Here is a 13,903-nt window from a genome sequence, read left to right as displayed (position 1 = left end):
TCGTGTCCCATGGCATAGTTATTTAACCGATACCGTCGATCCGTGCCTGATTTTATCACTAAAATGAAAGATTATGAAAAAGATCATCCTGGGACTCGGCCTCCTGTGCGCAGGAACCGGGTTGTTCGCGAGAGATGTTCCACAGTCGGTAAAGGATCGTTTTATCAGGGACTATCCCAATACTTCGGCGATCCACTGGAAAATGGTAAATGGAAGATGGGACGCCAGTTTTCGTTCCAACGGGAATATGATGATGGCCTGCTATGACGCAAAGGGACACCATATCGATAGCCGGATGCCCGTGACACAATCCGTCGTACCCGATAAGGTCATCCACCAGCTGCGCAATAAATATCCCGGGGAACAAGCCCACTCCTTTACCAGGATCGACCGCCCCCACAAACGGGACCTTTACAAAGTAAATATCACCCACCGGGGAACCGCCAGGACCATCTATATGGATAAGAATGGACACCAACGGGACTACGCTTCGCGCTAACCCGCGCTAATCCCCGCTAAAAAGAAAAAGAGGTCACACGGCCTCTTTTTTTATTAAAAAACTTGCCCGGGTCAAAAATTCTCCGCAACTTAGTGTACTATTTCACTAGTACACCTCATGGTTACCATACACAACCTCCACTTTTCTTACCGTCGCCGGCCGGTATTCACGGGTCTCGACCTCGAGTTGCAGCCCGGCCAGATCTATGGCCTGCTTGGCCGTAACGGCACCGGCAAGTCCACGCTCCTGCGTAACATCGCCGGCTTTCTCTTTCCCCAAAAAGGCGAGATCGATGCCTTCGGCTTCACCCCCGGCAAGCGGCAGCCCGCGTTCCTCGCAAAATATTTCCATGTGCCGGAAGACTTTCAGCTGCCCGATGTCCCGCTTGCCCGGTGGATACAATATATGTCGCCCTTCTACCCGGACTTCAACCAGGGGCAATTCGAACACTATACCCGGGAGTTTACCATTCCCACCTTTGGTCATCTGCAGGAGTTGAGCTATGGCCAGCAGAAAAAAGTGCTCATCAGCCTCGCCCTCGCCACCAACGCCCCGCTCCTGCTCATGGATGAACCCACCAACGGCCTCGACATCCACAGCAAGAGTCAGTTCCGTAAGATCATCGCCGGCGCCCTCGACGACCGGAAATGCATCCTGATCAGCACTCACCAGGTAAAGGACCTCGAAAACCTGATCGACAACGTCACCATCCTCGAAGAGGGTAAGATCCTCTTCCATCAATCGATGAACCGTATCGCCGAGAAACTGCTCTTTAAACTCTCGGTCGATCCCGATGAAGCGGCCCGGGCCCTGCATGCCGAGTCTTCACTGAAAGGACAAGCCGTGATCCTGCCCAATCTCGAAGGCGAGGATAGCCGGCCCGATCTCGAAATGCTCTACAAAGCCGTCCTGCTCAATGGCAAAACTATTAATGCGTTCTTCTCATGAAAGCCACATCCGCCAATCAACTTTTTAGCTTTTACCGCTGGCGTCTGCTGGTAGCCAAACACTGGACGGAAAACCGCCGCCGCTATGGCCTATCCCTGCTGGCTATCGGCGGGTTGCACGCCATCTGGTTCTCCTGTCTCATCGTCGTGGACGTCTATGCGCCGATGGAAGCGTTTATGCAATTCACGGCCTATATCGTCGGGCTTTACCTCGTCGGCTGCCTGTATGCCAGTATGCTCTTCGCCGAACTGGGCGCCAAAAAAGAAGCCCTGCCCTGGTTATCGCTTCCGGCCTCGCATCTCGAAAAATTGCTTTGTGCGCTTCTTTATGGTGTGGTCCTGTTTTACATCGCGTATACGCTCGTCTTTTATTTCGTAGACGGTATCATGGTGCAGTGGTCCAATACCATTGCCTACAATCATCCGCGAAACTGGCCCAACAGCAATACCCGCGTGCTGCCCGTTACGCTCTATAACCCGTTTTCGGCAGTGGGCGCCCCCATCCCGGAAAAGGATGACCATCTTTTTACCGCGCTGTATTTTACCGTTCAGTCCGTGTTCCTGCTTGGGTCGGTTTATTTCAGCCGCTTTTCATTTATAAAAACGGTGGTCGCCGTATTGCTCTGCGCAGTCGGGTTTATCGTCTTCCAAAAGACGTTCGTCTTCCCGTTGTTGCCACACGGTTGGAACAACAACGTGCTGAGCTGGACGCAGCCGCTCTATTACCAGGGTCCGCCCGCGAACAAGGTCCGCCTGCCCGCCGGTCTCGGCGATAGCATCGCCACGCTGATCTGGTTTATATTGCCGCTCTTTTTCTGGTTTGTCACCTTTCTCCGGTTAAAAGAAAAAGAAGTATAACATGCAGTTCAGAGAAACCCAAAGTATCTATCTGCAGATCGCCGACTATGTCTGCGAAAAGATCCTTCTGAAGGAATGGCCGCCGGGAGAACGCATCCCTTCCGTTCGTGAACTGGCGGTACAACTGGAAGTGAATCCCAATACGATCATGAAGACCTATGAATTTCTGCAACAGGAAAAGATCATCTTCAATCAACGGGGCATCGGCTTCTTCGCCGCGGACGACGCGATGGAACAGGCAACCCGCTATCGCCGTGACTGGTTCGTCGAAAAAGACCTTCCGCAGGTGTTCCGCAGCCTCTTCCTCCTCGGTATGGACCCCGAAGAACTAAAGCCGCTGTATCAACAGTTCAAAAAACGCATGCGCAACAAAAACAGCTAGATAATGAAAACAAGCAATAAATGGCTCCTGGGCTTTTTTCTCGCCATACTTCTTTTCTCGCTAGGCATCCACGCGATGCTTTATCGTGAATACCGCAAAAACCATTTTATTACGGCAGCTCAGATGCATGCCGAGGGCTTTGAAAAAACGTCCATTCATGCACTCCGTATCATTTCCGTGGATGGCGCCATCTGGGTCAACCTGATCCCTGCCGACAGCTTCGCTCTCGAACTGCCCCGCATCAACAAAGACCCCGACGCCGGTCTATTCCAGACTCAGCCCAAGGTCAGACTGATCGGCGCCGCCGACAATCCTGCGATCACCTGGCGGCAAAGCGGCGACACCCTGTTTATCAAAGGCAATTTCACGCAGCCCCTCCATCGCCCCTGGTCGGCATGGTACTACCGGAACGGTCTTCCCGAGGTCTCCATTCTCGGTCCCGAAGTAGATGAAGTGTTGCTGAACAACAGCCAGCTCTATGTGCAGGGCGCGAAGGCTCCTGTAAAAAGCGCGTCCGCCCGCTTTATCGCCCGCAACTCCACCCTTTGGATCGGAATGCAATACGAAGACGGCCACCACGGTCCTGCCGAATACTTCGACAGTCTGGACATCCGATCGGCCAACACCATCACGATACTCAATTCCCCCGCCAGCATCCACCGGCTGCAGATGCAATTGACCGACACCAGTCTGGTCAACGACCAATTTGCCACGCTGGACTCGTCCGTCATCCGAAGCACCCCCGAATCGCGCATCGAATTCACCGGCGGCAACCTGAAAAAAAATCAACTCATCATTCATTAAAAACCTTCCCATGCAACTCACGATCCGAAATCTCTCCAAGACCTACCCCAACGGCGTCCGCGCCATCAACGATGTCTCGCTCACCCTCACCAACGGGATGTTCGGCCTCCTCGGCCCCAACGGCGCCGGTAAGTCCTCTCTCATGCGAACCATCGCCACCCTCCAGGAAGCCGACAGCGGCAGCATCTTCCTCGACGATCTCGACGTCCTCCAAAACAAGACCCGCGTCCGGCAGTTGCTGGGCTATCTCCCGCAGGAGTTCGGCGTATACCCGCGCATCTCCGCCGAACAGATGCTCGACCACGTCGCCCGCCTGAAAGGGGTCGATGGCCCCGGAGAACGCAGGGACCTCGTCGACGGACTCCTCAACAAGGTCAATCTCTATAAGGATAAGAAAAAACGCCTCGGCACCTACTCCGGCGGCATGAAACAACGCTGGGGTATCGCCCAGGCCCTCATCGGCAACCCAAAGCTGATCATCGTCGACGAACCCACCGCCGGTCTCGACCCTGCCGAACGCAACCGCTTCTACAATCTGCTCAGTCATCTCGGCGAACAGACCATCGTCATTCTTTCCACCCATATCGTCGAAGACGTTAGCACGCTGTGTTCCCGCTTTGCCATCATCTGCCTCGGGGAAGTGCTCTACAGCGGGAAACCCGAAACCGCCGTGGCGGAACTGGAAGGCAGGATCTACAGCAAACGCATCCCCCGCGATACCATCGACCAGTACCGCGCACTCTATCCCATCATCTCCACCCAACTGAAAGCCGGCGACCTGCACATCCGCATCCTCGCCGATCAGGACCCGGGCAGCAACTTCCGGCCCAGCGCCCCCAACCTCGAAGACGTATACTTCAGCCATATCGCCACAAAAATGGATGTACTAACTATCTAGTCTAACCGCATCGTAAAACATATTACCATGTTCACCCAGATCTTCCTGTTCGAGATCCGGTACCGGCTGCGCCGTCCGGTCTTCTATGTCTATTTTTTTGTCATCCTGCTTCTCTGCACCCTGGGCTTTGCGCAGGGAGATCTGCCGGTGACAGAGAAGGAAATGTTCAACGCACCGGCTGTCCTCGCCGAATTCTTTGCCACCTGCAGCATCTTTTTGATGCTCGTCAGCTCCGCCATCATGGGCACCCCGCTCTACCGGGATCTCGAACACAATACAAAAGAATACTACCTCTCCTACCCCATTACAAAGGCCGGCTATTTCTGGGGTCGCTTCTTCGGCTCCTTCCTCTTCGTTTTGGTGATCAGCTTCGCGGCCGTCCTCGGCGCCTGGCTGGGGACACTGCTCGGACCCGTCCTCGGCTGGCAGCAGGGCCGCCGCTATGGCCCCAATCACGCACTCTATTATCTGCAACCCTATTTCACCCTGATCGTCCCCAGTCTGTTCTTTACCTCGGCGCTCTTCTTTGGCCTGGTGGCTGTCTTCCGTAACGTAAAAGTCATCTACAGCAGCGGGCTCTTCCTCTTCCTCGGTTATATTATCGGCAACTTCTTCCTCCATAATATCCATAACCCAACGGTCATCTACCTGTCCGATCCCTTCCTGATAAACGGCCTCCGCAGTTCGGTCTCCGGACTCTCTCCCGACCAACTGAACCATGACCTCGTCCCCTTCAGCGGTCTTGTTCTGTACAACCGCATCATCTGGGTCTCCGTCGGCGCCCTCGTCCTCGCCATCACCTGGTGGCGCTTCAGCTTCGAACGCTTCTTCAGCGGCCGGGCCTCAAAAGAAAAAGCCTTGCCGCCAGCACCAAGCCTCGCCGCCAACCTGCCCCCGGTGCACATCGAACTGACAGGGAAATACAACCGCCGGACCTTGTTCAGCCTCGCCCGCATCGAGATCCTCAACATCATCCGGGACAACTATTTCTGGATCATCCTATCGGGCGGCTATATCTTCCTCAGCTTCGTCTTCTGGCATGGTCCCGGCAACTACGGCGTAAACGACTACCCCCGAACCGTTTTCTTTGTCGACGCCTTCAACGACATCTTTATCACCTTCCTCTTCGTGATCATCGCCTTCTACACCGGTGAAACGGTTCACCGGGAGAAGCTGACCCGGTTTGCCTTTATCAACGACGCACTGCCCCCTTCCGATCGCGTACTCAACAGTGCAAAGCTGCTAAGCCTCTGTGCGCTGGCCGCTTTCCTTGCGCTGGCGCCCGTTCTGCTGGGACTGCCGATCCAGCTGTTGAAAGGCTATCACGAGTTCAATCTCGCTCAATATGCATCCTCCTTTTTCCTGATCAGCCTCCCCCGCCTCGTGGTGATGGTACTTTTTTGTTATGGCGTGCATAGCGTTGTCAATAATAAATTCGCCGGCCACGGCATCGCCATCACGATCTGGATACTCATGCTTTTGGCGTTTCAATTCAACTATTTCAATTACATCCTTCTTCTTTATTCCTATATCCCGGCTATCTGGGCCTCCGATATGGATGGCATCGGCCATATGGTAAAGCCCATCGCGGCCTATCAGTTGTATTGGCTGCTGGGCGGTCTCATCCTCATCGTCCTGGGATCGCTTTTCTTCGCCCGGGGCGTCGACCGATCCTGGCGCGAACGCATCCGGCTGGCGCGGCAGCGCTTTCATGGCGCCACCCGGCTGCGGCTACTGACCCTCCTGGTCCTCTTCCTCGTCGCCGGCGGCTATATCTACTACAATGTCAGCTATCTCAACGACTACACTACTCCCTGGGAAGTCCGTGAAAAAAGAGCCCTGACGGAACGATATCTGAAACGGTATGCCGGTCTTCCCCTTCCCCACGTCACCGGTCTGACGATGACGGTCGATCTCTATCCCCGCGAACAGCGCGAAGAGACCCATGCCTGGGTAAGCGTCGTCAACAAAACCGATAAACCCATCGACAGCCTGCTGTTCGACGGCGACGGATTGGATTACAGCCTCAGCCGCAACGGCACTCCTCTCGCCTACACCTGCCCGCTCTACTTCCCCCGCGGGAAGTTCAACCTCTTCCGGCCGGCACGCGAGGCCTCCGACTACCGCGTCTACCGGCTGACCGCTCCCTTGCAACCTGGCGATTCGGCCCAGTTCCAAATCCATTCCACCGTCGCCTTCAACGGTTTTCAAAACGGCCTCTACGCCGCTAACGCCCTGCGCAACGGCATCCTCAATACCGGTAACCTGCCCGGCCTCGGCTATGATGAAGGTGACGAACTGGGAAACGACGATATTCGCAGAAGCCATGGCCTCGCGGCAAAGAAATGGCCGGAGACGCCGGCAGATGATCCCGTCGGTCAACGGACGCCAAACAATCAATTCAACGGCGACCTCGTCGACTACGACCTCACCGTCAGCACGAGCGACGATCATTGGGTGCAGTCATCCGGCCGGCTCGTGAAGCAATACCGCGCCAACGGCCGCAACTATTTTCATTTTATCCGGAAGGGCCCCGGCGCTTACCCGCCCGTTGTCATCGCGTCCGCCCGCTACAGCCGCCTGGTCGACACCATCCGCCTGGACAATGGTCACACCGTTCAAATGGAAATCGACTATCATCCCGCCAATGCCATCAACCTCCCACATTACAAAAAGGCGCTGAAGGAAGGGATGCATTATTTCTCCCGCGCTTACGGTCTCTATCCCTATGACCGGATCAGCCTCGTGGAGACGCCCGCCTATAACCACCGTGGAGACGCCGCACCCGGCGTGATCTTTATCAGCGAGCCCTCCGGCTGGTCCAGCGACCTGCGCTCCAAAGGAACCTTCGACGAGTGCTATTACTCCGTCGCCGTGCAACTGGCCCATCAATGGTGGGGAATAACGGTGATGCCTAATGCCACCCTCGCTGCCGCCGTCATCAACAGCGGGCTGCCGCATTATGCCGCGTTCTGCCTGCTGGCCCAAAACCCCGACACCAACCAGCTCCACTCCGCCCTCGAGTTCACCCAATGGGATAACAACTGGGGCCACCGCACCAACTTCGACGGCGAACGCCCCCTTCTTCGCGCCAATAAATGGTATCAATGGGATGCCGCCGCCGCCTTGCAACTCTATGCCCTGGCCCGGCGCATCGGCGTCGACAGTCTCAACGCCGCCCTCCACAGCTTCCACGAGCAATGGGCGCTCCGGTCCGCCGGCCCCTATCCCGGTATTCCCGATCTCTACCGCACGCTCACCGCGCATACTCCCGATACGCTTCGCCCCTGGCTGGCGGCGGCGTGGGAGGGATCGGCCGCCGCCGCACCTGCCGGCTCACCGGCCCCGCCCGCAGCCGCTACGACAAAACCTATTGCCGCCGCGCGACGATAGGCATAATAAAAAAGCTACAAATTTTAGTTTTAAATTACTAAAGTTTGTAGCTTTGTAATATGTCGCAGGTGACGTACCCATATGAACAAATTCGCCCCACACGTTATACCTTTATGAAAAGCACAAAAGAACATACCCAACTTTATACGCGCATCCTAAAGACATATTATGATAGGTTCAGCCAGGAATTTGCTTTGCGTGCGCTCGTTGACACAGCCGAAAACAATATAGAGATACCCTTTGACCCAACAATGAAAACCGCCTATTTGGCTTTTTTAATAAAAAGAATTTTGTAACTTCACCATATGCTTTCAAAAAAGAAGTCATCCAGAAAATCTGTAAAAAAAAACACGGAAACGGTGATCATTTTTCACACGACCGTTGATGCAAAGGACACGCTCTTTCCTGAAAAGGTTGCGCAGGCAAAAAAGATACTCAGTAATACCAGGTTCATGGACGATTCGCTGTAATCACATCCCCGGCCACTTAATCCCACTCCCCCTCAAATCCTCCAGCAACTTCGCCTGCACCGCCAGCTTCTTCTCATTAAACTTCTCCGGCGCCGTCCACCCATAAATATTTACATGATACCCATCCACCTCCATGAGGTGGATCCCGATATACGGCGCGGGCTCCCACCGGCGCTATTGCGGTAACTTCGGCGGGCATTTCAACTCCTTGCCGCCGCCCAAAAAAGTATAGATCACGCCCAGCGTAATACTGTAGTAATGGTCGTTCTTCCCATTATTTGCCACGCGGCTGAACCCGTCGAGGTAATCCGTCGCCGCAAAGCGGCCATTGGCTTCCCCGTTGATCGACCAGGCCGGCGAGATCGTATACCGCAAACCCGCACCAATCGGCATCACCACCGTTCCGTGAGGTGGCTCTTTTGCCAGATCGGCCCGAAGCCCCTCCGTCACCCCCGACTGGGGAGGAAAGAAGACGGAATCGAAGCGGCTGGCATCGCGATGGACACCCAAAAAGGAATAGCCGATACCGATAAACAGATAGGGAGCGATGCGGTTGCGCGTCCGGTCGTAATTGTTGCCAAAGACATCCCATACCACGCTCTCGGCTACCTCCGCAACAGAGGTCCTGAACTTCAGGGCCCTCGCCTTCCGGTAAGAGTCATGCCCGTATTTCAGGTCATCCCCCCGAAGTTCACCGATGGTAAGGCTGGTTCGCAAGCCCCAGTGCGGGCTCAGCAGGCGGGTGGCCGATACGGTTCCCTCCGGGCTGACCATCTTATAGGAACCGGCCAATGGAGCCAGATCACCCTGGTAAACAAGAACACCTCCACTGAGACCTACCTCCCACCGCGGCGGGATGGAAGGGTTGGCATATTGCGCATTTGCTGAATGGCTGAATAAAAGCAACATCGCCACGGCGACGCCAAAACCGGAGATCTTTGTAATCATATCGTAGGAATTTTTACTTCCTCCGGCATAGGGTTCTGGCACCCCTAATGCAACAACGGGGCCGAAAATGAGATATCCCCACCCCTGCGCTCACGGCCGGGGTTGCAATGCGCGCATCCTGGCGCCGGAGCCCAACCTCTCCCAAGCCCGTCCCGTGCACCCCATCTCCAAGAAAAATTTGGTGGAATCAAAAAAGGGTGTAATTTTGCCTAACGCCGTTACAAAAAGTAACGGTCCTAGAAAATGGGGATAACCGATCGCAAACTAAGGCAGAAAGAAGAGGTCCGGGCCAGCATCCTGGACGCGGCCTGGGAAATGGTCGTCACCGATGGGTGGCACTCCTTTTCCATCCGCAAAGTTGCCGACGCCATCGAATATAGCGTCCCGGTCATCTATAGTCATTTTGAAAATAAAGACGCTATCTTATTGGAATTCAACCGAAAAGGATTCCAACTGCTGACTGACGCCCTCATCGCGGCAAAGGCTGGCCAGCCCCTCCCGGCTAACCAGATAAGAGCCATGGGCCGCGCCTACTGGGACTTCGCCTTCCGGAACAAGGAATACTATCAGCTGATGTTCGGCCTTGGCATCCCCACCTGCGAAACCGTCAGCAAGATACCCGCCATGATCACCTTTAACGAGGTCATCACCAGCAGCATCGTCGCCATGGTACCCGCCGGCAACCCGCTACCCTTCGACCCCTTCCTCAAATACCAGTCCTTCTGGTCCATGCTCCACGGCCTCGTGTCCATCAACATGAGCACCCTGGGCCGAACCATTCAGACCGATGGCCATCATGATAACCTGCCCCTCAAAGTACTCGAAGACGTGATGTGCAGCTTCATCCGCGGGATCGAAGCCGCGGAAGCGCCCGCCGGAAACTCCGGCCGCCAACAATCCGAACCCGCGAAGGCGCCCACCGGCGACCCGGAAGCAACCCTGCCATCCGCCGCCCCCGAAGCCGCCGGTTAGTTTTTTTTTGGCCCCATAACATAACACCGTTAGAATTAATACCCCCCATAGGATTACCATCAATTTAAAGGATAAAACCACAACATATGCACCTTCTCGATGCCCTTCAATGGCGCTACGCAACAAAAAGAATGACCGGGGAACGACTACCCCAGCAAAAGGTAGATAACGTCCTCGAGGCCATCCGCCTCGCGCCAACCTCCAGCGGGATCCAGCCGTTTACTATCCTGCACATCACCGATAAACAATTGCTGCAACAGATAAAACCTATCGCCAACAATCAGGCGCAGATAACCGAAGCTTCCCACCTGCTGGTCTTCGCCGCCTGGGAAGACGTCAGCTCCGAACATATCGAAGCCGTCTACGGCCGCATCGCCGCCGAACGCAACCTCGCACCCGGAGCCCAAAAAGACTACGTGGAGAAACTGAAGGACCGATTCGCCGGCTACACACCCGAATTCCGCGCCCAGTGGGCCATCCGGCAAACCTATCTCGCGCTGGGAGTCGCCGTGGCCGCAGCCGCCCTCGAAGCAGTGGACGCAGCACCCATGGAAGGATTCCGCAACGCCGACCTCGACCAGTTGCTCGGCCTTCCCCAAAAAGGGCTCCGCAGCTATGCCCTCATGGCCCTCGGCTATCGCGATACCGCCAACGACAAACTGGTGCACCTGAAAAAAGTGCGCCGGCCAAAAGACGAATTAGTCATTAATCTATAAAACACACAAACAAAACAAAAAATGAAGAAGATCCTCCTCAGCACCGCAGCTCTCTTTATCCTCGCCGCCTCCACCTTCGCACAGGAGTGGAATATGGACAAGGCGCATTCCCAGATCAATTTCGGCATCACCCACATGGGCATCAACGAAGTTGGCGGAACCTTTGGCTCCGTAACGGCTAAGTTCACCTCGACAAAGGATGATTTCTCCGATGCCGCCATCGAACTGACCGCAGATGTCAACACGATCAACACCGGTAACGAACAACGGAACAACCATCTGAAAACCGACGCCTTCTTCGACGCCGCCAAGTTCGGTACCCTCAGCTTCAAAAGCACAGGCTTTAAGAAAGTAAGCGATAAGACCTATCAGCTGACCGGCGACCTGACCCTCCATGGCGTCACCAAACCCGTCACGCTCACCGCCGTCTTCAATGGCACCATCACCAACCCGAGCAACAAGAAGACCGTCGCCGGCTTCAAAGTCACCGGCACCATCAAACGCACCGACTTCGGCATCGGGAATACTTTCCCCACTGCCATGCTCAGCGATGAAGTGGTCCTCGTTGCCAACACCGAATTTGTAAAAGGCTAAAAATCGTAACTATTCCTGCCGCCTCCGGCGGCAGGAATAAATTAAATGACATGACAAAGTTTATTGCCTTTCTGCTGCTATCCGGCAGCGCCTTCGCCTTCATCACCGCACAGAACTGGCAGATCGCCGATAGCTATAACATCGCCTTCAGCAGCGACGATGCCGGCGGCGTCTTCAAGGGGTTCAAAGGCGCCATCGCCTTCGACGAGCAAAATCCGGCCGCATCCAAATTTGACGTAACGATCGACGTATCGACCATCAACACCGGCAACGGCCTGCAGAACAAACACGCCAAAAGCGACGAATGGTTCGATGTTGCGAAATATCCCCAGATCCATTTCGCTTCGAAGAACGTCGCCAAATCGGGTAACAGTTACCACGTGACCGGCGACCTGACGCTCCACGGTGTCACGAAGTCCATCACCTTCCCGTTCGCCTTTAAAAAGACGCCTGCCGGCGGACTTTTCGAAGGTTCCTTCACCGTCAACAGGAACGACTACAAACTCGGTAAGCCCGGCGGCGATGTTGGCGAATCCATCAAAATCGACCTCTCTGTCCCCGTCACAAAATAGCTAGTATGTTTAAAAAAGCATTATTGCTCGGCATCGTCTCCGGACTGCTCGCCGGCATCGCCGGGATCGTCTATGCAAAAGTATACTACACGGCCAATGAAGCCGACTTCTCGAAAGTCGCTTCCACCGTACAGATCATCGCCGCGAGTCTCTTTGGCGGCGTGCTGGCGGCCATCGGATATGGCTTGTTGGATAAGTTACTGAAGGCCCGCGGCGAGATCGTGTTCAACCTGATCTTCACCCTGCTTAGCTTCGCCAGTCTCCTGCTGCCCATCGGCCACCGGTTCTCCCCGCCGATCGATACGCCCGAACTGTTCCCCGGTATGGTTATCCCCATGCATTTCTTCCCGGCATTGGGTTGGTATACCCTAAAACCCCTGTTTATCCGCAAATAAGCCTACATTGGGGCGCCCTTCGGGCGCCCCAACTATTGTTGGCACAGAATTTTCAAGGATAGTTGTATGAATAAAAGGGTACTGATATTAGACGACGACCTGGACATCCTGCAGATCTGCACGATCGTTCTCCGCAAGAAAGGATTCGACGTCCAAACCCTCAATAATTCCAACCAGGTAGTCAGTCAGGTAAAAAGCTACCGGCCCGATGTCATCCTCATGGATAACTGGATCCCCGGACCCGGCGGCATCGAAGCAACCCGGCTCCTGAAACTCGCCCCCGAAACCCAGGACATCCCGGTCATCTTCTTCAGCGCGAACAGCAATGTCACCCAACTGGCCCGCGAAGCCCAGGCCGACTACTTCCTCCAAAAACCATTCGACATCACCGAACTGGAAGCCACCGTAGCGATGGCTATCGACCAGGGCGTCGAATCCGCCAGGTAACCCGCAACGCAACTCCAGGCCGGCCAGTCACGGCAAGCATCCGCTCCCGGATCTTCTTACCCGCTTCAGTCTTCAAATTACTGGACTACCACCATTATTTTCCGCAGGTAGTCCACATCTCCTTGCGTATTGGAGCATTCAACTGATCTTTACGGAGCTAAAAACACCAACGTCATGTCAACAGCGTCCTCCGCGACAAACTCCGCCGCAGCAAATTCAGCCGCGGCAACGTCATCCGCCGCAACGTCACCCGCGGCAACGTCATCCGCCGCAACTTCACCCGCGCCAAACGCCGCAAACTCCGCCCTCGCACCCCCCCGCCCCCGCATCGAATCCATCGACCTCCTCCGCGGCCTCGTCATGATCATCATGGCCCTCGATCACGCCCGCGACTATTTCAACGGCAGCGCCTATCTATACGATCCCACCGATCTCACCCAGGCCTCCCCCGCCCTCTTCCTCACCCGCTGGATCACGCATTACTGCGCCCCCATCTTCATGCTGCTGGCCGGCATCGCCGCCTGGCTCTACGGCAACAAGAACGGCCGCAAAGCGGTATCCTTTTTTCTCCTCACCCGCGGCGCCTGGCTCATCTTTGTCGAACTGTTCATAGTCACCGTCGGCTGGACCTTTAACCTCCACTTCACCTTCTATATCCTCCAGGTCATCTGGGCCTTCGGCGTCGCCATGGTCCTCCTCTCGGCCCTCGTCCACCTCTCCCGCCCCACCCTGCTGACGATTGCCCTCCTGCTCATCGCCGGCCACAATCTCCTCGACGGGATCCACGCCACCGGCAACAGCCTCGCCGCCGTCGGCTGGGCCTTCCTGCACCAGTTCACCTTCTTCACCTATCCGCATTTCCGCTTCGTCATCGGCTACCCCATCCTGCCCTGGCTCGGCATCATCACCCTCGGCTACTACCTGGGAAGCCTGTACGCACCCACCGTCGCCCCGCAGCACAGAAAAAAAACGCTTCGCTATCTCGGCCTCGGCTCCATCGCCGCCTTT

Annotated in this window: 15 protein-coding genes; 14 read left to right on the top strand and 1 reads right to left on the bottom strand. The window is 55.5% G+C overall.

Translation table 11 applies throughout. The annotated features are described in order from the left end of the window. Positions 1-73: 73 nt before the first annotated feature. The 7 genes from VGM48_RS24895 (at position 74) to VGM48_RS24865 (ending at position 7,781) form a co-directional block, all read left to right on the top strand. A complete protein-coding gene (locus tag VGM48_RS24895) occupies positions 74-499 on the top strand; it encodes a hypothetical protein (RefSeq protein ID WP_331583701.1) in 426 nt (141 codons plus the stop codon). A 117-nt stretch (positions 500-616) separates the two neighbouring features. Beyond that, the gene (locus VGM48_RS24890; protein ID WP_331583699.1) at positions 617-1,447 is read left to right on the top strand and encodes an ATP-binding cassette domain-containing protein; all 831 of its coding nucleotides are present in this window, start codon (positions 617-619) and stop codon (positions 1,445-1,447) included. Then, positions 1,444-2,304, top strand: coding sequence for a hypothetical protein (locus VGM48_RS24885; RefSeq protein ID WP_331583697.1), 861 nt, complete (start codon positions 1,444-1,446; stop codon positions 2,302-2,304). The genes VGM48_RS24890 and VGM48_RS24885 overlap by 4 nt, the downstream gene beginning before the upstream one ends. Before the next feature lies 1 nt (position 2,305). After that, positions 2,306-2,686: a GntR family transcriptional regulator gene (locus tag VGM48_RS24880; protein WP_331583695.1), complete on the top strand. Its 381-nt coding sequence runs from the start codon at positions 2,306-2,308 to the stop codon at positions 2,684-2,686. Positions 2,687-2,689: 3 nt separating this feature from the next. Next, the gene (locus tag VGM48_RS24875) at positions 2,690-3,490 is read left to right on the top strand and encodes a hypothetical protein (RefSeq protein ID WP_331583693.1); all 801 of its coding nucleotides are present in this window, start codon (positions 2,690-2,692) and stop codon (positions 3,488-3,490) included. A gap of 10 nt (positions 3,491-3,500) precedes the next feature. Beyond that, positions 3,501-4,388 carry an ABC transporter ATP-binding protein gene (locus tag VGM48_RS24870; RefSeq protein WP_331583691.1) on the top strand — a complete coding sequence of 296 codons (888 nt, stop codon included), beginning with the start codon at positions 3,501-3,503 and terminating at the stop codon, positions 4,386-4,388. Between the two features lie 27 nt (positions 4,389-4,415). Then, the gene (locus VGM48_RS24865) at positions 4,416-7,781 is read left to right on the top strand and encodes a hypothetical protein (protein ID WP_331583689.1); all 3,366 of its coding nucleotides are present in this window, start codon (positions 4,416-4,418) and stop codon (positions 7,779-7,781) included. A 644-nt stretch (positions 7,782-8,425) separates the two neighbouring features. Here VGM48_RS24865 and VGM48_RS24860 read toward each other — a convergent pair. Continuing rightward, on the bottom strand, positions 8,426-9,199 hold the full coding sequence (locus VGM48_RS24860; protein WP_331583687.1) for a DUF6089 family protein: 774 nt from the start codon (positions 9,197-9,199) through the stop codon (positions 8,426-8,428). Between the two features lie 243 nt (positions 9,200-9,442). Here VGM48_RS24860 and VGM48_RS24855 point away from each other — a divergent pair, with 243 nt between their 5' ends. The 7 genes from VGM48_RS24855 to VGM48_RS24825 all read left to right on the top strand — a co-directional run. Beyond that, complete coding sequence (locus VGM48_RS24855) at positions 9,443-10,171, top strand: TetR/AcrR family transcriptional regulator (RefSeq protein WP_331583685.1); 729 nt, start codon at positions 9,443-9,445, stop codon at positions 10,169-10,171. An 86-nt stretch (positions 10,172-10,257) separates the two neighbouring features. Then, positions 10,258-10,887, top strand: coding sequence for a nitroreductase family protein (locus VGM48_RS24850; RefSeq protein WP_331583683.1), 630 nt, complete (start codon positions 10,258-10,260; stop codon positions 10,885-10,887). Positions 10,888-10,908: 21 nt separating this feature from the next. Further along, positions 10,909-11,481 (top strand): YceI family protein, encoded by a 573-nt coding sequence (locus VGM48_RS24845; protein ID WP_331583681.1) that lies wholly within the window; start codon positions 10,909-10,911, stop codon positions 11,479-11,481. Between the two features lie 50 nt (positions 11,482-11,531). Continuing rightward, positions 11,532-12,053 (top strand): YceI family protein, encoded by a 522-nt coding sequence (locus VGM48_RS24840; protein ID WP_331583679.1) that lies wholly within the window; start codon positions 11,532-11,534, stop codon positions 12,051-12,053. 5 nt (positions 12,054-12,058) lie between these two features. Further along, positions 12,059-12,448 (top strand): hypothetical protein, encoded by a 390-nt coding sequence (locus VGM48_RS24835; RefSeq protein WP_331583677.1) that lies wholly within the window; start codon positions 12,059-12,061, stop codon positions 12,446-12,448. Positions 12,449-12,514: 66 nt separating this feature from the next. Beyond that, entirely contained in the window at positions 12,515-12,895 is a 381-nt protein-coding gene (locus VGM48_RS24830) for a response regulator (RefSeq protein WP_331583675.1), read from the top strand. A gap of 174 nt (positions 12,896-13,069) precedes the next feature. Then, positions 13,070-13,903, top strand: an 834-nt coding sequence (locus VGM48_RS24825; protein WP_331583673.1) for a DUF1624 domain-containing protein, incomplete at its 3' end; no start/stop codon positions are given.

Source organism: Puia sp., from assembly GCF_036500295.1.
In the GTDB taxonomy this organism is placed as follows: domain Bacteria; phylum Bacteroidota; class Bacteroidia; order Chitinophagales; family Chitinophagaceae; genus Puia.
The sequence above is the reverse complement of the archived record's forward strand: the minus strand, read 5'-3'. Positions and strand labels throughout refer to the sequence as shown.

Excerpts from the sequence above, each read along its gene's own strand:
- VGM48_RS24895 (WP_331583701.1), top strand. The coding sequence starts at position 74 with ATGAAAAAGATCATCCTGGGACTCGGCCTCCTGTGCGCAGGAACCGGG.
- VGM48_RS24890 (WP_331583699.1), top strand. The coding sequence starts at position 617 with ATGGTTACCATACACAACCTCCACTTTTCTTACCGTCGCCGGCCGGTA.
- VGM48_RS24885 (WP_331583697.1), top strand. The coding sequence starts at position 1,444 with ATGAAAGCCACATCCGCCAATCAACTTTTTAGCTTTTACCGCTGGCGT.
- VGM48_RS24880 (WP_331583695.1), top strand. The coding sequence starts at position 2,306 with ATGCAGTTCAGAGAAACCCAAAGTATCTATCTGCAGATCGCCGACTAT.
- VGM48_RS24875 (WP_331583693.1), top strand. The coding sequence starts at position 2,690 with ATGAAAACAAGCAATAAATGGCTCCTGGGCTTTTTTCTCGCCATACTT.
- VGM48_RS24870 (WP_331583691.1), top strand. The coding sequence starts at position 3,501 with ATGCAACTCACGATCCGAAATCTCTCCAAGACCTACCCCAACGGCGTC.
- VGM48_RS24865 (WP_331583689.1), top strand. The coding sequence starts at position 4,416 with ATGTTCACCCAGATCTTCCTGTTCGAGATCCGGTACCGGCTGCGCCGT.
- VGM48_RS24860 (WP_331583687.1), bottom strand. The coding sequence starts at position 9,199 with ATGATTACAAAGATCTCCGGTTTTGGCGTCGCCGTGGCGATGTTGCTT.
- VGM48_RS24855 (WP_331583685.1), top strand. The coding sequence starts at position 9,443 with ATGGGGATAACCGATCGCAAACTAAGGCAGAAAGAAGAGGTCCGGGCC.
- VGM48_RS24850 (WP_331583683.1), top strand. The coding sequence starts at position 10,258 with ATGCACCTTCTCGATGCCCTTCAATGGCGCTACGCAACAAAAAGAATG.
- VGM48_RS24845 (WP_331583681.1), top strand. The coding sequence starts at position 10,909 with ATGAAGAAGATCCTCCTCAGCACCGCAGCTCTCTTTATCCTCGCCGCC.
- VGM48_RS24840 (WP_331583679.1), top strand. The coding sequence starts at position 11,532 with ATGACAAAGTTTATTGCCTTTCTGCTGCTATCCGGCAGCGCCTTCGCC.
- VGM48_RS24835 (WP_331583677.1), top strand. The coding sequence starts at position 12,059 with ATGTTTAAAAAAGCATTATTGCTCGGCATCGTCTCCGGACTGCTCGCC.
- VGM48_RS24830 (WP_331583675.1), top strand. The coding sequence starts at position 12,515 with ATGAATAAAAGGGTACTGATATTAGACGACGACCTGGACATCCTGCAG.